Genomic DNA, 17,776 nt, shown 5'->3' with positions numbered 1-17,776 from the left:
GTCTTTCTTCGATTGAAGTTGAGCATTGCGTTTGTTGTACCACTGATTAATGCTTTTAAGTCTTTTGCCATCAATCAAAAATTGATGCCCTTCAGTGTCAAAACAAGCTGCCAGATTATCAACTCCTAAATCAATAGCCATAGCTTTTTCTGAATCAACAAATGTTTCGATTTTTTCATCCTCGTAGACATACTCGATTTCAAACCATCGAGCCGAATATTTTGGATGTATTCTTACCTCCTTAATGTTTTTGTCTTTCAGCCTTTCGGGTAGTTGGAGTTTAACCTCACCGTATTCCTTTTTAAACTCTGGCGACATGGGAATGTTAAACACTCCATTCTTGAGCTTAATTCTCGGAATAATCAAGGGGAAATATCCATCTTTAGGTAAGTATTTAGGAAGTTGGGGCTTTTGGTCGCATCTTCCTATACTAATTGCCTTAAGCAATCCCAAGAAAGCTCTCATACTTCTATCTACCACTTTCATTGTCTGTTGAGCTATATCGGTATTCAGCAACCGATAATTCTCATTGGACTTACAAATGTGATAATTAGATTCGTAGGTCAGCCTTTGTCTTTCTTTGAAGTAATACTGCCTACATTCGTACAGTGCCACGTTAAAAAGATTCTTGCTCAGGCGACACAACGCACTCAGAGCATTAAACTCCTGCTTGCTAAGTCTTCTGAGTTGGTTTTTCTGAGTGGCGTACATATTTGCTTAATTTTGCTATATGTTTAGTATATAGCGAACTATTCAAAAAGTAAAGCCGTCGTAGAACGACGGGGTTTCTACCCATGATTTTCAATGAAAATACGCGGTGTCTGGCTTCCTAACACAGATTGCTTAGTTCTCACTTCTAGGCAACGCATTGCAGAAGCAATGAATTTTCTCGCAGAAACGGGTTTCAATGTAGTATTTCCCGTTGTTTGGAGTAAGGGATTTACGGTTTATCCCAGCCAAGTGATGAGAGAATTGTTTGGAGTTGAAATCGACCCGCGTTACAAAGGACGCGATCCTTTAGCTGAATTGACTAGCGAAGCCGAGCGTGTAGGAATTGCTGTTATTCCTTGGTTTGAATATGGATTTGCCAGTTCCTACAATCAGAATGGCGGACATTTGTTGGCTAAAAAGCCAGATTGGGCTGCACGCGATCGCAATGGCAATTTGCTGAAAAAGAACAATTTTGAATGGATGAATGCTTTTCATCCGGAAGTGCAAGATTTTTTGCTCAGTCTCATTCTGGAAGTTGTCAAAAATTACGATATCGCTGGGATTCAAGGAGACGATCGACTGCCTGCATTCCCCTCAGAAGGCGGCTACGATTCTTTAACCGTTTGTCGCTATCTGCAAGAGTTTAATTGCCATCCGCCCCACGATCGCAAACATCGTCCTTGGTTGCAGTGGCGTGCCGATTTACTCACGGATTTTTTGGCTCGTATTTATGGCGAAGTCAAAGCTATTAATCCTAATTTATTGGTGTCTATGGCACCGACTATTTATGATTGGGGATGGCAAGAATATCTGCAAGATACTAAAGCTTGGCTAGATAAAGGATTGGTGGATATTATTCACCCGCAGTTGTATCGTCGCGATTTCAATAGTTATAAATATCTTGTAGATAAACTCGTCATAGAACAGTTTAGTTCGGAACAAATTCAGCGTTTAGCACCAGGTATTTTGATGAATATCGGCTCATCTTACCGCATCAGTCCGGAGTATTTGTTACAGGCAATTGGCTACAATCGTTCTCGCGGTATTTCCGGCGAAGTATTCTTCTTTTACGAAGGTTTGCGATCTGATAATGATGCGCTAGCAAAAGTATTGCGAAATGGGCCTTATGCTGAAATTTGTTCGCCTTATAGCTAGGGCGTCGAGCGTCAGTCCAGTAAAACTGGTTGACAAAAGAAATAAGGTGTGTTGCCGATAGAAACCTCGGCTGGGCGAAGCATTCGGGCAGAAAATCTAGCGTTTTGTGCAATAAATTGTAGCCCGAATGCTTCGCCCCTACACAATACATATTTTATTTGTTTGGTCAATTTATTCTACTGGACTGGCACTCTAGGGGAAGAATGGCGTCGAATCAAGGGTTTCAGGAATTAAGAATGTCCTAACCGCCTTGGCGGTTGCTTTATAATTAACACCAACGGATTGTGAATTCGCCAACCGATGATGCTGCTGGCAATTGCCCATACCGCAATCCACAGCATTTCCAACGATTCATCAGCATACCAAAACAGAGGTTTATAGCTAAAACCTCTGTACAAATAGATGATGCTGTTGGCAAAGTCGGTTTAAACCGACTAAATTTCTATTTTCTTCACTCCGTTTCAACGGACTTTCGCTATCAGCCTGGGGTTCAATGTGCAGAATGGGAATCAAGTCGGCGAGAACGATAGTAACCTTTGATTTCTCGATTGTAAAATTTTCCGGGTGAATCGGTGGATATCATTTCTACCCAGATTTCTTCATCCACGCCTTCGTATTGATAAACGGAACCGTTTTTGAATTCGACTTGCAATAGGTGTCGATCGCTATCGTATCCTATTGAGTTTGCCATTGTCGAATGTACGGGTAACATGGGTATTTCCGATTGTACACCGGGTAGTTCGTAAAAGTCAACAGATGCAGCAATTTCGGGAGAGTTTGAGGATACGACTGCATCTAATTGTACCAATCCTTCATAAGCAGCAACGGGTGCGGGAATTTCAATTACATCTATGCTATCTCCCCGATCGATAATTAATCCCAGATATTCATCATCGTGACTGATTCCGACAAGGTTGCTCAAATCGATTTTGGTATATTTCATGCAGATATCTCCTTTTTTGTATAGGTACGTTGTTGCGCTTTAGCGCTAAAGCGGAACAACGTACCTAGTACTCCTACTTCACTTTGTTTTGATTTTTGGCTTGTTCGATCGCAATTTCTTTCACAGCTTGGAAAGAATTGGCATTGGATGAACCTTCGATCGCTTTCACAGCCAAATCTTGTACCTGTTTGAGCGCAGCATCCAATTGTTTGGAAAGGTTATTGATGCGAGTATCTTGATTTTGGATAGTTTCCACCAGTGAATTAATTCGCAACTCGTAAGTGCGCTTGCTACCTTCGATTTCCTTCGCAAGCAAATCGGCTTTAATTTTGGCTTGGTGACCTGCGATACCTTTGCCTTCATCCTTGGCGCGTTTAATCGCATTTTCCAAATCTTTAGGCATATTTTCGACTTTATTTTTCAGTTCGTTAAATTGGGTTTCCCGTTCTGCGATCGCCTTTTCTTTTTCAGCCCATTCTTTTTCGCGAACTTGCTTCAACTCATCCAATTCGCCATACAAACGCTTCTTCTCTTGTTCGTATTCCTCATCAGAAAGTTGGCGTTGCAAAGTCAAATCGTAAGAGTATTCTTGAGTATCGCGTTGGCGAGTCTTCGCTTGCGTTTCGTTGCGTTCCTTGATCGAGCGGCGGTGTTCTTCCTGTTCCTTTGCCCACGCTTTCCGTGCTTGAGTTATTGTCAGATCGACTTCTTCCCGACGCTGACGTTGTTCTTCATTAAAAGTTTTGGAACTTTCTTCGTATTGTTCGATTAAAGTAGCCAAACTACCATCAGTTACTTGCAGATTGTGTAGCGCTTCTAATTGCTGGTTTTCCTCTGCTACTTTGCGCTGCACTTCTTGGAGTTGAAAAGCTTCGATCGTCAGTTTTTCCGATAAGTCGCTAACTGCGCCACCGAAGTTTAATTGCAGTCGGTTCAATCCCTCAATAATCGATTCCATTTTCTGTTGATTTTGGACGGGTTTGATAGGTACTTCCGTTGTCGATTTACCGTTCCCGTTGCCGTTACGTACTTCGGTGGTTTTGGTTTCTGGTTTTTGGTTCATTTTTGTCTCCAATTCTTTCTTTTCTTGCAACAATTCGTTAAATGCTTCGAGAATTTCAGCCTTGGTATTCTTTTCGTTGGGACGTTTGGTAGGCATAACTTAACCTCAAAGTTTAGTTGGTTGACAAAATCTCTTGTGGGATGGGCATCTTGTGGGATGGGCATCTTGCCCGTCCTCGACATCAACAGCTATGATGAAAGTGAAATGGCAAAAATCGCAGTAAAAACATTAACTATCCCTATGCTTTGGAGGCTCGCGAGCCTGAGCGTATGCTATATTTAGCTGTGCCATTGGAAGATCGAATTGTGTTTAGAAGAACATAATGACTAATTACGATCGAGAACCAGTACGGGTTTTGATGCACTTGAATGGCGGTTACACCAAAGTAATTTTTGAGCGGGTAGAAGGACAGGGTTTAGCGGATGGTGGCGTCGTTCGGCATATTCCAACTCAAAAGATTCCTTTCCATCTCAGAAACATTGGTTCTCGCTTCTTCCTTATCCAAAAGGCAGTCAGCTTGGAGAAAGACACGATAGAAGATATTCGTGAGATCCTTTTACAAATCGAAATCGAAGAGATGTAAGCAGTAAGAGCCGATCGCAAAAGTGGTAAGTGATTTTTTTACCGCAGATATCCACAGATGAACGCAGATAAACGCAGATGTGGATCTAGATCGTAAGGTATGCTGGGTAGAATCGGATTTTTCGGATAGGTTCTGAGTGACTGAAGGCTTAAGGGTTTCTCAGCCGATCGCAAAATTTTTGATGTTCCTCACTTGCCAATCCTTTCTGCAATTCGGAGAGAACGGTTGCTAAATCGCCGTTGAGTAATGCGGAAACTGCTAACCACAAACCTGGAAATACTTGAGAGCGAATTATCCCCGTTTGATCTGGTGTAAAGGGAACGTAAACACCTTCTTGCAAGCTGAACCAATCCAAGTGATTTTCGTATCTTTGCCACACCAAATATTCTTGCACCTCGTTGCGACGATAAGCTCTGAGTTTATCGTTGAGATCGTAAGCAGCTGTGCTGGCGGCAATTTCCACAATTAACTCCGGTGCGCCTTCCACATAATCATCGTCGGTGATGCGAGATTTCCCGCCTGCTTCCGGTTCCAAACGCAAAATTGCGTCTGGTTGCGGTTCGTTATCCAAATCTAACCGAACAGTAGGATTATCCCCCAAACGAACGCCAGGAGTAGCAGCACGGTAAACTCCCAACCAAGTGATAATAGAACTGTGAGGTTCGGCATGATTGGTAAAGCGCAGAGGTGAAGCCACGTAAACAACTCCTTCGATCAGTTCGGCTTTTTTGATGCGAGGCGCAGCATCGTAGCGTCGTTCAAATTCCTGGCGGGTAAGGCGATCGCCACTTTCCAACGGTGGTACTTTGATCGATGGTGTCACAGACATACGAATTTCCTCAAGCTTTGCATTCATTCTGGCACGAGATAATCTGTAGGTTGGGTTGAACGTACTGAAACCCAACATTGTCATAACTCCCATTTTTGTTGGGTTTCGTACCTCAACCCAACCTACTTACGATGCAGTCATAACTCTCGGTTTTGTTGGGTCTCGTACCTCAACCCAACCTACTTACGATTCAGATTTTTCCGCTCTGGCTGCAAAGCGATTTGATGAACTTTCAAAAGCACGCATTGCCAATTCTTGAGCTTGTCGCAATGTGGCTTGCAGTTGCGTGGAAATTTCGGTAATTTGTTCTGTTTGCCGCTGAATCTTGGCTTCTAATGACTGAATTTGTAACTCGTAACCTTGCTTTGTCGCTTCCCACTCTTTGTCTAATAAATCCGCCTTAACTTTGGCTTCCCGATCGGCTTCTCGAATGCCTTCTTCCCGCGATTTCTTAATAGCTTCTTCCAGTTCACCGGGGAATGCAGCAGCTTTGCGTTGATACTCTTCCAATAATTTTTGATTTGTTGCCAAAGTACGCTCCCGTTCGGCCCAATTTTTGTCTTTCGCTTGTGTTGTTTCTTGGATTTCCCGTTCGAGTAGGCGCTTGGTTTCTTCATATTTATCCCTGGCAATTTTACGATCGCGTTCTGTGTCGTAGCCGTAATCTTCTTCTTGCTTGGTGCGATCGCGTTGCAGCAGTTCGTTTCCTTCGTTGAGATTGGCGTCAAATTCTTCCTGTTCCCGCTGCCAAATTTTGCGGCTTTCGACGATTTCCTTTTCCAAGCTTTCGCGATCGTTCGCGGCGCGTTGTTCCAGCGATCGCAAAGTTTCCTGATGTTCCTGTGTCAACAGGTAAAGCGCATCCGCAACTACGCGAGTTTGCTGGAGTTCTTGCAAGTTTTGGCTGGCAATTGCGATCGCACGTTTGAGTTCGTCCAATTTGGCGGTTTCTGTTGTTAACCGCGTCGAAAGTCCGGTAATAGTGTTCCCGAACTCCAATTGCAGATCCGCCAGTCCTCGCACAATACTATCTGCTGTGTACTGCGAAACCGTTTCCAGAACTGTGCGGTTTTTCTCTTTTTCGGCTTCTTCTTCTTTAGTAGCAACTCGCGAGGCAATATTTCGCCGCTGCGTTAAAATTTGCTCGAATGCTTCCTGAATCTTCGCTTTACTATCTTTGGCTGCAATTTGATTCATATGCAATTCCTTGTTCAAAACTGCAAAACATCCTTTGTTCGCGGTTCATTGCAATGCACATCTCCAAAAATTCTTGTGGGGTAGGCATCCTGCCTGCCTTTGAGATTCTTTTCTGGAGAGGTCTAATGCACAATCAACTGTGAACGACTTTGTAGCGATAACCGTTGCAAATCATCGATCGATGTTTGAGGTTATGCTTTTTCCTGCTAGAGTAGTAGTGAGATGCAAACTGTAGTTTGCGTTTCTTGTTTACTACTCTAACACCACTTTTCTGGATATGCAAGATGTAAAGACAAAATTTGTAAACTTTAGTTGTCAAAGGCTGACCCCAGACTGCTTATGGATGAATTTGCTTTAAAAGTGCGCGATCGCCGCCGCCAAGAAGGACTGAGCCAGCAAGAACTCGCCGATAAAGTCGGCATTTCCCGCAACTACCTGTCCCAAATCGAACGGGGACAAGCCACAAACCTCTCCTGGCAACTGATGGAGCGGCTTACCTCGGTTTTGGGATTAAAAAGCGATCCGGCGGAAACACCAGTAGAAAACGGAGATATTCCCGTTAGTTTGGCTGAATTTGCCAAAAAAGCGGAATTACCGCCCGATGACGTTATCATGCTGGCTCGTTTAAAATACCGAGGGCAGCAACCCACGACTCCTGAGAAATGGGAACTGCTGTATAACGTCATCAAAATGACCGTTGGAAAATAAATAGTGCGTGAGGTTCCCCCAGCCGCTCAACCGTACCGCCATCCGGGAGAGGCGTTTTTAGCTCGCTACGGCGCAGTCCGCAGTGAGGAGGATGTGTGGCGCTATGTGGAGTTCCTGCGATCGGAATCCGGGTTGAGCGATGCGCCTCCGATAGACTTGGAATGTATCTACCGACACTTTGGCATTCCCACACCTCTGCGTGCGCCTTTGGACGAACAGCAAGGCATCTTGGTTGATAGCCGCACGGGTATCATTTTAATCAAGGAAAATGACCCGATCGTGCGGCAGCGCTTCACGGAAGGACACGAGTTGATGGAACTGCTGTTCGACGCACAGGAACAGGGCAGGTTTTGCCCGAATTGGAGTGGCGATCGCAAGGAGCGATTGTGCGATCGCGGGGCCGCAGATTTACTGATGCCAGAGTCGTCGTTTTTACCACGGATGAAGGAGTTGGGGATATCCTTGGGAAGCGGGCGATCGCTAGCCAAACTCTACCAAACTTCCCTCCTGGCAACCTTAGTGCGAATGATGCAGCAGGGGTCAGGCAATTATGCCTTAGTTATGTGGCATTGCGCTCTCAAACCAAAAGAAGTCAAAGGACTTTCCGGACTTTCCGCATTATTACCCCAACCGCAAAAAAAGCTGCGCGTCTGGTGGCGAACGCAAACAAAAGATTGGCATGGCGGTTTTATTCCCAAAGATAAATCTATTCCCCACAACTCATTAATTTCCTACGCTTATGTTAGCGGACAACCCTACAGCGGCATGGAAATGATTCATTTAGGTTGGGGTTTTATTAATTGTTTTGTCGAAGCAATGCCTATACAAATAGGAGATAAATATTGTGTTTTGTCTTTGCTGCGTTTGACTGAAGTTTAGTGGCTGCTGTAATGTTTGCGCTTTTACAGATCGTAATAGTGTGTTAGGTCAAAACTGCTGCACAACTAATAGTTAGGTGGCTTGATTTATTGGTGGGGTGTGCATCGTAAATTAATAATGATACTATACGGCAAATCGCCGACACAGGAAAATTTTGATAAATTTATTGAGGAGAACTTGACAAAGGACAAAATATGGGTTAGCTTTGGGTTAATCAGGTATTTATAAGATATTTGCAAGATAAGGCTTAGTTAGATAACAAAAAGAAATTATGGACGAAATTGAAAAAGTTAGTTACGCAGAAATAATTGATCCGCAAGCACAAATGGTTGTGGCTTTTTTGAAGGGAATGGGTCTGCCCTCAGATAATATAATTGCCGAACAATCAGAGCGAGCAATTATAGGTCAAAATCTTCCTACTTACATCCAGTCGCTTCCTGATGAGATTAAAAGAGACGCACGTTATTTATCCAAGTTTGTAGTTGGCGCAGGATTCGGATTATTTGACTACTCTTTAATTAGTAAAATAGAGCAAAATGGTCGTTGTGTATTAAATAGTGAGTTCAAAAAACTATCAGCTAACTATGTTAAATAACAATAGGAGAGAATAGTTGACTAAGTTTGCTATAGATCAATGGAAGGACTTATAAAAGCACAGTCATTTAAACACCACAGAGCCATCATGGAAACCAAAACGATCGCAATTCGCGTTAATGCTGAAGTCGCCCGTATCTTTGAGGCAGCTTCTGAAGAACAGCGTCGTAAATTGGAGGCATTACTTAGCCTCAAACTTAGTGATGCAACACGAAGCAAAAGACCTCTAGAAGAGGTGATGAGTGAGATTAGTCGGAATGCAGTAGCGCGAGGATTGACTCCAGAAATTTTGGACTCCATTCTGAATGAGGAGTAAAGTGCGCTAAGTTTTTGATACAAATGCGATCGTCAGTGCCCTTCTGTTTGAGAATAACTTTATCCTAACTACCCCACTGCCAACTCTGTAAACTTACGCATATAAGGCGACCGATATCCTAGCACGATATCAGACTTAGGCACTCCGGCTTTAATTAACTCTTTCGCTATCCCCACCTCAGTTCCATCTCGTTGAATCCAAATTTTTTCCTGCTTAATCTCGATGTGAATAACACATCCAAACACTCGTCTTTCTCCACGCCACCCAACATGAAACATTAGATAGCGATCGCGTTCGATATCGAAAGCAATTTGAGTTTCCACTTCGCGAGCGTCACTATCGCACTCAGAATGTTTTTCGACAATCGACTTAATAATTTTTCTATATTTCTCTATTTCCATAGTACAATCTCCTCTTTAATAGGATTGAATACAAGCAAGTTTAATTGCATCCGTGTCACTGACATTTGAGCTAAACGCCGATTGAAAAACTCTTCATAAATATCTTCTGGAACTGCCAGATAAAGAATTCTATTTGGCTGTTCTTCTTCTAAAACCACTTTATAGTTCCAAGCTTGACCGATCGCTTCGTGAAAATCATTAATCAATGAAAGACCTAAAAAACTTTTTATTTCAACTGCTATTTTCTGTCCCGATCTTTCTGCTCCTAATAAATTATTCTCAGCACCTAAGTCAACATACAGCTTATCTTCATCTACTTTGAGATAGAGAGGATCGTGAGTAATCGTCCACCCTTCTTTTTCCAATGCTGAACGTACTATGGGATGAAAGATATCTTTTGCGGACATAGTTTTACGTGACTATACCTCTCAGATCTTACTTATAACTCAGGTACGCTTATTTTGGGTAAAACCTCAAGAACCTTATCAGCTAAAGTATTACCCAATTCCCTCGGCTCCAGCTTATACAATAGACTTCTCCAAAAATTATTGTGGGGTAGGTAGGAAAGCCTGACGAGTGAGATTCTTTTCTGGAGATGTCTAATCGACCCCCATACACACGACCCTCAGCCTTCAGCGTATCATCAGAAATGCGATCGCGTACCGTACATTAGGCGATCGATCGCCTCCCACACCTGTTTGAGTAATTGTGGCTGATCTAAAAGCACTTTGGCAAGAGCGGGTTGAGGAAGGAGTTCAGGGCCGATCGCTGCTGACCGGGATAAATAGAGCGCACGATCGTTCATACTAAATGGTAGACACCTTCGAGCATAAGAGCCATCTATGTTGCTAGAAGAAATAAAGGAGCAAGTGTTCAAGCTACCACCCAGCGATCGCCTTGCACTGGTGAGCGCCATTATTGAGTCCCTGCAAGACACACCAATTTCTGAGTCCGATCGTTCTGGCGCGATTAGACGAATGCGAGGCTTGTTAACAAATCTGCGAAATTCCCCATCCCTCTACAGGGTGGGGATGGATAGCAGGGGAGAAGTAGGGGTTCGATGCCCCTACTTCTCCCAATCAACTACTTGAGCGATCGAAAACATTATATTTTTAGTTTGAACTGTAACAAACTATGCTATTATTGATTGCAGTTTCAACTCAAAGAAAAGGGGTGAGTAATCTTGGTTGTAAGAAGGCAGACATTTCGATTATACCCAAACAAAAGTCAGTCAAACAAATTGTTTGAAGCGCGTCGCAATCATGCCTACCTGTACAACGCTTGCATTGCCCACCGTCGCTATGAGTGGAGAGCGAATAAGAAGAACGTTACCTACCTCGAACAGCAGAATTGTTTGCCAGCCTTCAAAAAAGAATGGGTGGAATTTGCTGATCTTCATTCCCAGTCTTTACAGGCAACCGCCAAACGAGTTGATTTGGCTTACGGCGCATTCTTTCAAGGTTTAAGAGGATTACCTAAATTCAAACCAATTCGTAACTATTCTGGTTGGACTTATCCAGCCAAATCTGGGTGGAAAGTTAACAGCAACGGCAAGCATGGTAGGATCACCCTTAACGATCTAGATATCACGCTTAGAATGCGGGGTAAAGCTAAACAGTGGGGAACTCCTACTACTTTAACCATTGTATATAAACCAGGGAGAAACCAATGGTTTGCATCTATAACTGTTGATATTCCTACAGTTGAATGTAAGTTTGGCGGCTCGGCATCAGACTTGAGTTACAAATCGATAATTGCTTTCGACTTAGGAACTGAGACGGCTTTAACTCTCTATGACGGAGCGGAATTCATTGAAATAGAAAATCCCCGTTTCACCCAAAAAGCAGAACGGGGAATCAAACAGAAATCTAAAGCTTTGCGCCGTAAACGTGCGCCAAATAGAAACAATAAAATCAAAGGCTCCAGGCATTGGAAGAAGGCTAGAAAACAAATATCCAAACTTCAAAGGAAAGTCTCTAATCAACGCCTGGATTGGCAGCATAAAGTCACGTCAGATATAGCTAGTCGTTATGACATCGGCGTGACAGAACAACTTAATACCAAGGGGATGACGCGCAAAGCCAAGAAAGGTAGTAAACGTAAAAAGCAGAAAACTGGATTGAATAAATCTATCCTCTCTGTCGGTTTTGGAACACTCAATCAAATGATTGTTTACAAAATTGAACAGAAGGGAGGTTTGATGCTGACGTTACCTACAAAACAAATAAAACCATCACAACGTTGTCCTAAATGTGGAGTGGTTCATAAGCATTGGGCAGAGTTATCAAATAGATATCACATCTGCGATGCTTGTGGGTTTGAGATACCCCGCGATCAAGGCTCTGTGATGGTTATGTATAATGTTGTGACCAATAAGCAACCGGGGCTTGGAACGAGCCTCGCAGACTGTGGATGTCTAAGCTCTACTAATTTGACTCTTATGCGTAAGCATACTGGTTCGATGCGGCAACTTGGGCAGATGAAACGTCAAAAATCCAGTCTCAAGTTGGAGCGGGAGTTAGAAACCCCGTCCTCCTATGAGGCGGGGTAGTTCATAAACAGACCAGCCAGCACCGACGGATAAAGAAGTGGCTGCGATGTTAGAAGATCGACGGGTGGAGAAGTTTCTTCAGTGAGACGCGATTTTACTCTACCTTCCCTGTAGTAATAAGTTAAAATTTTAATCAAAATTCACCTATTCAGGTTAAAGTTACGATAGCATTGGGCAATTTTATACTGATGACATTACAAGAAGTGCAAAAACAAGCACTGCAATTGCCAACTGGCGATCGCTGGCATTTAGTCCAAATTCTTCTAGAGTCGCTAAAACGGGAAACATACCCCACATTGAAGCGACGAAATCTGTCTCGGCTTCGAGGAATTGCAAAAAATTTGGTAGCAACAGGCGATCCTGATTCTCCGGAAGATTATGCTACCTACCTTACTGAAAAGTATCGCTAATGCGAGTGGAGTCGTCCATAGTGTGGATGCAATAGTGACTCGTGATGCTTCTGGATTTGTTGGTTCGGAGATTCCAGTCGTGTTGCCTGAAGAGCTTGATACTGTCAATAATGATGAATGAAGAAAACAACACAACATAATGGCGCAGCATAACAACGTGCTGGAGCGGACGGTTGGGCGATATCGGTTGTGATGTGAACGTGATTAATTAGACGATCGCTGACTGGAAATTTGCTATGAATGAATTACGTGCTTTGATTTTTGATGTTGATGGGACTTTAGCAGATACGGAACGAGATGGACATCGGATTGCGTTCAATCGTGCTTTTGCCGAAGCTGGGTTAGATTGGGATTGGTCAGCCGATCTTTATGGTGATTTGCTTTCTGTTGCTGGTGGCAAAGAACGGATTCGCTTTTATCTAGAGAAATATCGTCCCGATGTTCCGTTACCTGAAGATAGCTTTATTGCGGAATTGCACGCTACGAAAACAAAGCATTATCGAGATTTGTTAGCTCTAGGTGAAATTCCCTTGCGTCCGGGGGTGAAGCGCTTGATTTCGGAAGCTCGCGCTGAGGGGATAAGATTGGCGATCGCAACTACCAGCGCCTTACCCAATGTTACTGCATTATTGGAAAATAATCTCGACCCGTCTTGGTTTGAAATTATTGCTGCCGGCGATATCGTACCAGCCAAAAAGCCAGCACCAGATATTTATCATTATGTTCTCAAACAGATGAATTTACAGCCACATGATTGTCTGGTGCTGGAAGACTCGATGCACGGAATGCAAGCTGCTATTGGGGCTGGTTTGCCGACTGTTGTTACTGTTAATGACTACACCAAAGGACAAGATTTTTCTAAAGCTTTATTGGTGTTAAGTGATTTGGGAGAACCCGAATTAGCTTGCACTATTTTGGCAGGTAATGCTTTTGATGGCAGTTATCTGGATATAGAAATGTTGCGTCGGTTGCACAAATCTATATCCAAACTTTGACGAAACACTGACTTTTTTGAGTAGGGTGTAGCGGAAAGAGGGCAGGCTATAATTATTCCTTTTTTCTTTTCGCTTCACCCTGTTACTTTTCATACCGCATCACACGCTGTTAAGCGTCGAGATCGTACTGACGGCAAAGAGCTTGTAGCTTTTTCTTGAAGCGATCGCGCAAACTTTTCGGAGCCACGATTTCGCAATCTTCCCAATATCGCGATACTTCTCGAATTAACCAGAACGGGTTAACCACTTGCCGTACAACCTGTCGCACATCTCCTAAGAAGACATTTTCAATATCTCCTGGCTTAGGTTCATAGGCATTGGCAGCAGTTTAGTCAAAACCGATGAAGACCTCGAACTATTGCAAGCTGTATTGGGCGGAAAACGAGACTGGGATGATTATCGCAAGCGCATAAAAGTCTTAAAAGGTGCAGAAAATATTGCCAGTAAGACCGTCAAACAAATTCAAAAGGATTGAAAATACATTAAAGGCGGTCAAAGCTGCGTTATGACTTTTTTGAGAGCTTATTGTCCCGAAGACTATGAGGAAATCAAATCTGGTCGAGCGTCAATAGAATTGATTGAATCGATGATTAAACAAGAGCGCGAACTTGCAGAAAACTTGCGGAAGTACGCCATAATCTTTAAGGAAAGTTATGCTCCTTTATTTCACTTTCGAGATAGCTTATTTGAGAATGTGAAAATCTACGACCCGCATAACTTGCTCTTAGATGAGGTAGGAGAAACTAACGTCGATCTGATTCATTTACTACGTTTTTACGAATTTGAAAGTGATGGCGCTCGCATTGAAGTTACATCGCGGGTTGAAGAACCGTATGATTTAGTATTTTCCCTACAAGTGGATGACTTGGAAGAATTCAATAACCTTTACTTGTGTAAGCTTTTTGCCTTTGAGAATTGCAGCATCAAACGGATGCAGGGGGACGATATCCGACCAACTCCATCAATTATTAAAAAGCAAATTATTCCAGGAGTGATTGTTTCCAAAAATGCGAAAAATTGTTGCGAGATCGCACGTCTGACAAAACAAGAACTAAAATGTTACCCAATTCACGTTTCTTCCTACGATTCTCCCTCATCCAAACAATACACATTTTTTCCCAGTTTATCTGGTATTTTAGCGATCGCCTCTGCTGGTGTTGCTCTAAAATGTCCCGATGAAGAAGATTTCTACATCGTTTAGCGGACTGCGAAATCAGCTTAGGTTTAGTTACTTCAACCCAATCTACTTTCTTCTAGTTTGGAGTGCCAAAATGCCTCATAGCCTTGTCCTCAATCTTTTTCCCATGTCGCCGATTCCAGCGGGATATCTGACGGGTAAGCATTTTCATGCGCTGTTTTTGACTTTGGTGAGTTCGGTGGATAGGGAGTTGGGAACTCTCCTGCATGATGCAAAAACAGACAAAGCTTTTGCTCTGAGTCCTCTTCAGGTTAGCAATTATTCGCATCGCGATCGCATCCTGCAATGGGAACACAGACAAGCTATTGCGGCGGGTACTCCTTGCTGGTGGCGCATTTCGCTGTTGGATGATTCCCTGTTCGGACATCTCACTTCTCTTTGGCTGAATTTAAATCCCCAGCATCCTTGGCACTTGGGCCCAGCGGATCTCCAAATTACCAGTATTTTAGGTACGTCTCAATCTAATCAACCTTGGGCGAATTTTTCTAGCTATTCTCAACTTTACGAACAAGCTTCTGATTCGGAACGCCAAATAGAATTTACTTTTTGTACTCCGACTGCTTTTCGTCAGAGCAATTTCGATAATGCTTTACCGACTCGCGAGAGTGTTTTTGGTAGTTTGTTGCGGCGTTGGAATCAGTATAGCGGTATCCCATTTTCGGAAAGTTTAAGCGAGTTTATTTATCCGAGTTTTTTTAATATTCGGACGGAGATAGTTGCCGATGCGAGGAGTAAGTTTATTGGGTGTGTGGGGGCAATCAATTTTCGCATTTTGGGTGAAGTTGATGCGACTATTATCAAGCAAATTAATGCTTTGGCTGATTTTGCTCTTTACAGCGGTGTCGGACGCAAGACGCCGATGGGTATGGGGATGGTAATCCGACATTTTCCAAAACGTTCAAATCGTTGATATTTATGAATGAAATTAATTGTTTGGTGGCGAAGTATTTGATGGACGAAATTGAAAAGTATCCTCCGTTGGTGTTGAAATAAAATGTTTGTGGTTGTCTCTTACGATATTCCAGAGGATAGTCGCCGTACAAAGGTGCATTCAATCCTCAAGTCTTACGAACAGTGGATGCAGTTTAGCGTGTTCGAGTGCGATTTGACCGAGACGCAATATGCTAAATTGCGATCGCGCCTAGCCAAAGTGATTAAACCTGAGTCCGACAGCATCCGCTTTTACTTCCTGTGCGGCTGCTGCCAAGGTAAGATCGAACGGATTGGGGGAGAAGCCGTGCGCGATAACTCGATTTTCTTCGCTTAGTTGCGACTACCAGTAGGTGTTTGGTGAGAGGGATGCTGCTTTCGAGGCGGTATCCCTCTTCTGGTAAGGGTTTCGAGATTTTTGGAGGCAATCGTGGTGGTCGCGAGCGCTGGAATGCTTGTGGGGAGAGGTTTTCGAGATTTTTTTTCAGGGGTATTGCCAACCCCCCGCACTGGAATGGTATATTTATATCTGTCAGTCGCAACTGTACCTTGAAAACTAAATACGATAAGGCTTCCGGGTGGATGCAGTTGAAATCAACATTAATCCCTTTCAGGGATTGAAACCTTGCGCCTTCACTAACAGAAATTGAATCAAAGGCTAAAAGTTGAAATCAACATTAATCCCTTTCAGGGATTGAAACTTAAACACAAAACAAATCACAGCTAAATCGTCAGCGTGGGTTGAAATCAACATTAATCCCTTTCAGGGATTCAAACCAATAAAATTACATAAGTAAATGAGGAGAGTAACAAAAAACCCCTGGACAGGGCGTCAGGGGCTAGCGTTTTAACAGGCATCCACAATCAGAAATACAAGAGCGCAGCAATCCAGGCAAGAAGGTTTTCACCACATTGGTGCTTGACCCCCTACCGCACAGGAGAGTGAGGGAATCGATCGCACTGCTTAATTGCCCATCAAGCGTTTTAAAGCTAGGGAGTGGGGGAGTGGGAGAGTGGAAGAAATGCCTGACAAGATGAAGAAGAGGGCGTGACATCTGTTAAGTTGGCACTGAGAACGACTTTACCATCGGGTGCGATCGACCAACCAGTAGCTTCTACCAATTCAGTACTCGGTGTTGCGTGCTGGGTAGTGGGTGAAGAATTTTTGCGACTACCTCCTATGCCTGACATAATAGATCGATCGCGCAAATCCACCCAAACCGCCTCATCCGTAAGCGCATCTGTAGGACTGGGTGGCAAACCACCTCTACCCGTAACATAGAAAGTACTCGCCAGCGAAGAACGGGAACAAGGTTGATTTGCAAACAGTTTCACCACATCAGCAAATTGAGCTCGTCGCGCTCGAAACAGCGAACTGATATTGAGTGGGGGAGGAGCCTTACCATTAAATTGCTCCCCTGGCGGTGGTGGCGGTGGCCCCAGCAACGGTACGGCAAACGAAAGAGACGATACCGTTCCCACTGAAAACGGCAAAGTAAAATTAGAGTTACCCCCAATATCTGTTCCCGCTAAATGCAAGCCACCCGGTATGTTAACAGTCAACAAAGGAGCAGTTTGAGAATTGCTAGCGCTAAAGTTCGTGCCATCAGCAAAGTTTACCTCTTTATTCGTAGTCAGCACAAAAGAACCGCCCACATTTAGCTGCGCGTTAGGGCCAAAAATTACCCCATTGGAATTGTGCAGAAATAAGTGAGCAGTGCCGTTGACTTGAATCAACCCATCAATATTAGAAACCGAGCTACCCGTCACGCGAGCGAAAATGTTTTGAATATCGACAGCATTGTTAAAAACAACCGTGCCGCCAGTCGGGACAGAAAACTCCTGAAAACTGTGAAGCAGGTTTCCTCCATTTCGCGTTCCTCCTTCGATAATGCTGGTATTGCCCTGTTGCGTAACGGTAGAATTACTTTGCCCAGCAGCATCTGGAACGATTTGTGCCGTCGCCGTTGTAGCTACCAACAGATAGGCTGAGGCACTTCCTAACGCAGACCAGAATCGCAAAGAACAACTTTTCATGGCGGCGAATTCACTAGAGGCTAGAAAAGTCACAAGTCGAAAGAAAGGGCGTCGGGCGTCGGGGCGAGGGGAATAGGGAATAGGGAGAGGGAGGAATTTTGACTTTTGACTTTTGACTCCCCTACCCATTAGCTCCACTTATACAACCCATAAAAAACCCTACAACACAAAACACTTTACAAACCTTAACAACCTCCCCCATAATAAAGACATCATACGAACCTCGAAAAATACATAGCAATCATAAACACATGACCACCACCATTCAACAGCGCT

Annotated in this window: 24 protein-coding genes and 1 CRISPR repeat array; of the genes, 13 read left to right on the top strand and 11 right to left on the bottom strand. The window is 43.6% G+C overall.

Annotated elements, in window-relative coordinates; all coding sequences use genetic code 11:
- Positions 1–711, bottom strand: a 711-nt coding sequence (locus tag ACE1CD_RS28890; protein ID WP_374826990.1) for an RNA-guided endonuclease InsQ/TnpB family protein, incomplete at its 3' end; no start/stop codon positions are given.
- 93 nt (positions 712–804) lie between these two features.
- Here ACE1CD_RS28890 and ACE1CD_RS28885 point away from each other — a divergent pair.
- Positions 805–1,866 (top strand): glycoside hydrolase family 10 protein, encoded by a 1,062-nt coding sequence (locus ACE1CD_RS28885; RefSeq protein ID WP_374796094.1) that lies wholly within the window; start codon positions 805–807, stop codon positions 1,864–1,866.
- 230 nt (positions 1,867–2,096) lie between these two features.
- Here the strand turns inward: ACE1CD_RS28885 and ACE1CD_RS28880 are convergent, their stop codons facing one another.
- From ACE1CD_RS28880 to ACE1CD_RS28870, 3 genes are all read right to left on the bottom strand, one after another.
- Positions 2,097–2,264, bottom strand: coding sequence for a hypothetical protein (locus ACE1CD_RS28880; RefSeq protein WP_374796093.1), 168 nt, complete (start codon positions 2,262–2,264; stop codon positions 2,097–2,099).
- A gap of 92 nt (positions 2,265–2,356) precedes the next feature.
- Positions 2,357–2,809 (bottom strand): KTSC domain-containing protein, encoded by a 453-nt coding sequence (locus tag ACE1CD_RS28875; protein ID WP_374796092.1) that lies wholly within the window; start codon positions 2,807–2,809, stop codon positions 2,357–2,359.
- A 73-nt stretch (positions 2,810–2,882) separates the two neighbouring features.
- Entirely contained in the window at positions 2,883–3,968 is a 1,086-nt protein-coding gene (locus ACE1CD_RS28870; RefSeq protein ID WP_374826989.1) for a hypothetical protein, read from the bottom strand.
- A 226-nt stretch (positions 3,969–4,194) separates the two neighbouring features.
- Between ACE1CD_RS28870 and ACE1CD_RS28865 the strand changes: the two genes are divergently transcribed.
- Entirely contained in the window at positions 4,195–4,455 is a 261-nt protein-coding gene (locus tag ACE1CD_RS28865; protein WP_374826988.1) for a hypothetical protein, read from the top strand.
- Positions 4,456–4,603: 148 nt separating this feature from the next.
- Here ACE1CD_RS28865 and ACE1CD_RS28860 read toward each other — a convergent pair whose 3' ends face one another.
- Complete coding sequence (locus tag ACE1CD_RS28860; RefSeq protein ID WP_374826987.1) at positions 4,604–5,284, bottom strand: Uma2 family endonuclease; 681 nt, start codon at positions 5,282–5,284, stop codon at positions 4,604–4,606.
- A gap of 183 nt (positions 5,285–5,467) precedes the next feature.
- On the bottom strand, positions 5,468–6,481 hold the full coding sequence (locus ACE1CD_RS28855) for a hypothetical protein (RefSeq protein WP_374826986.1): 1,014 nt from the start codon (positions 6,479–6,481) through the stop codon (positions 5,468–5,470).
- 339 nt (positions 6,482–6,820) lie between these two features.
- Here ACE1CD_RS28855 and ACE1CD_RS28850 point away from each other — a divergent pair, with 339 nt between their 5' ends.
- The 4 genes from ACE1CD_RS28850 (at position 6,821) to ACE1CD_RS28835 (ending at position 8,978) form a co-directional block, all read left to right on the top strand.
- Positions 6,821–7,189, top strand: coding sequence for a helix-turn-helix domain-containing protein (locus tag ACE1CD_RS28850; protein WP_374826985.1), 369 nt, complete (start codon positions 6,821–6,823; stop codon positions 7,187–7,189).
- Between the two features lie 3 nt (positions 7,190–7,192).
- Positions 7,193–8,068 (top strand): ImmA/IrrE family metallo-endopeptidase, encoded by an 876-nt coding sequence (locus ACE1CD_RS28845; RefSeq protein ID WP_374826984.1) that lies wholly within the window; start codon positions 7,193–7,195, stop codon positions 8,066–8,068.
- Between the two features lie 271 nt (positions 8,069–8,339).
- Positions 8,340–8,663 (top strand): hypothetical protein, encoded by a 324-nt coding sequence (locus tag ACE1CD_RS28840; RefSeq protein ID WP_374796085.1) that lies wholly within the window; start codon positions 8,340–8,342, stop codon positions 8,661–8,663.
- A gap of 87 nt (positions 8,664–8,750) precedes the next feature.
- Positions 8,751–8,978, top strand: coding sequence for a hypothetical protein (locus ACE1CD_RS28835; protein ID WP_374796084.1), 228 nt, complete (start codon positions 8,751–8,753; stop codon positions 8,976–8,978).
- Between the two features lie 68 nt (positions 8,979–9,046).
- Here ACE1CD_RS28835 and ACE1CD_RS28830 read toward each other — a convergent pair whose 3' ends face one another.
- The 3 genes from ACE1CD_RS28830 to ACE1CD_RS28820 all read right to left on the bottom strand — a co-directional run bounded on the left by ACE1CD_RS28830 (position 9,047) and on the right by ACE1CD_RS28820 (position 10,184).
- Entirely contained in the window at positions 9,047–9,379 is a 333-nt protein-coding gene (locus ACE1CD_RS28830; protein ID WP_374796083.1) for a XisI protein, read from the bottom strand.
- Positions 9,370–9,786 (bottom strand): XisH family protein, encoded by a 417-nt coding sequence (locus ACE1CD_RS28825; protein WP_374796082.1) that lies wholly within the window; start codon positions 9,784–9,786, stop codon positions 9,370–9,372. The genes ACE1CD_RS28830 and ACE1CD_RS28825 overlap by 10 nt, the downstream gene beginning before the upstream one ends.
- Before the next feature lie 236 nt (positions 9,787–10,022).
- A complete protein-coding gene (locus tag ACE1CD_RS28820) occupies positions 10,023–10,184 on the bottom strand; it encodes a hypothetical protein (protein WP_374796081.1) in 162 nt (53 codons plus the stop codon).
- A gap of 37 nt (positions 10,185–10,221) precedes the next feature.
- On the opposite strand from ACE1CD_RS28820, the gene ACE1CD_RS28815 reads away from it, so the two are divergent.
- The 4 genes from ACE1CD_RS28815 to ACE1CD_RS28800 all read left to right on the top strand — a co-directional run bounded on the left by ACE1CD_RS28815 (position 10,222) and on the right by ACE1CD_RS28800 (position 13,335).
- Positions 10,222–10,470, top strand: coding sequence for an addiction module protein (locus ACE1CD_RS28815; RefSeq protein ID WP_374796080.1), 249 nt, complete (start codon positions 10,222–10,224; stop codon positions 10,468–10,470).
- Positions 10,471–10,562: 92 nt separating this feature from the next.
- Positions 10,563–11,930, top strand: a complete 1,368-nt coding sequence (locus tag ACE1CD_RS28810) for an RNA-guided endonuclease InsQ/TnpB family protein (RefSeq protein WP_374796079.1) — start codon at positions 10,563–10,565, stop codon at positions 11,928–11,930.
- Positions 11,931–12,118: 188 nt separating this feature from the next.
- Positions 12,119–12,340, top strand: a complete 222-nt coding sequence (locus tag ACE1CD_RS28805) for a hypothetical protein (RefSeq protein ID WP_374796078.1) — start codon at positions 12,119–12,121, stop codon at positions 12,338–12,340.
- A gap of 236 nt (positions 12,341–12,576) precedes the next feature.
- Entirely contained in the window at positions 12,577–13,335 is a 759-nt protein-coding gene (locus ACE1CD_RS28800; RefSeq protein WP_374796077.1) for an HAD family hydrolase, read from the top strand.
- Positions 13,336–13,444: 109 nt separating this feature from the next.
- Here ACE1CD_RS28800 and ACE1CD_RS28795 read toward each other — a convergent pair whose 3' ends face one another.
- On the bottom strand, positions 13,445–13,603 hold the full coding sequence (locus ACE1CD_RS28795) for a hypothetical protein (protein WP_374796076.1): 159 nt from the start codon (positions 13,601–13,603) through the stop codon (positions 13,445–13,447).
- Positions 13,604–13,840: 237 nt separating this feature from the next.
- Here ACE1CD_RS28795 and ACE1CD_RS28790 point away from each other — a divergent pair, with 237 nt between their 5' ends.
- From ACE1CD_RS28790 to cas2, 3 genes are all read left to right on the top strand, one after another.
- Positions 13,841–14,536: a hypothetical protein gene (locus ACE1CD_RS28790; RefSeq protein WP_374796075.1), complete on the top strand. Its 696-nt coding sequence runs from the start codon at positions 13,841–13,843 to the stop codon at positions 14,534–14,536.
- 70 nt (positions 14,537–14,606) lie between these two features.
- Complete coding sequence (cas6, locus tag ACE1CD_RS28785) at positions 14,607–15,443, top strand: CRISPR-associated endoribonuclease Cas6 (protein ID WP_374796074.1); 837 nt, start codon at positions 14,607–14,609, stop codon at positions 15,441–15,443.
- Between the two features lie 84 nt (positions 15,444–15,527).
- On the top strand, positions 15,528–15,800 hold the full coding sequence (cas2, locus tag ACE1CD_RS28780) for a CRISPR-associated endonuclease Cas2 (RefSeq protein ID WP_374826983.1): 273 nt from the start codon (positions 15,528–15,530) through the stop codon (positions 15,798–15,800).
- A gap of 249 nt (positions 15,801–16,049) precedes the next feature.
- Positions 16,050–16,241: direct repeats of the CRISPR family, unit length 32 nt; unit sequence GTTGAAATCAACATTAATCCCTTTCAGGGATT.
- Between the two features lie 212 nt (positions 16,242–16,453).
- Here cas2 and ACE1CD_RS28775 read toward each other — a convergent pair.
- Positions 16,454–17,500: a filamentous hemagglutinin N-terminal domain-containing protein gene (locus ACE1CD_RS28775; RefSeq protein WP_374796073.1), complete on the bottom strand. Its 1,047-nt coding sequence runs from the start codon at positions 17,498–17,500 to the stop codon at positions 16,454–16,456.
- Positions 17,501–17,776: the final 276 nt, after the last annotated feature.

Origin of the sequence: Aerosakkonema sp. BLCC-F183, from assembly GCF_041929145.1 — a bacterium.
Taxonomy (GTDB): Bacteria; Cyanobacteriota; Cyanobacteriia; order Cyanobacteriales; family Aerosakkonemataceae; genus Aerosakkonema.
The sequence above is the reverse complement of the archived record's forward strand: the minus strand, read 5'-3'. Positions and strand labels throughout refer to the sequence as shown.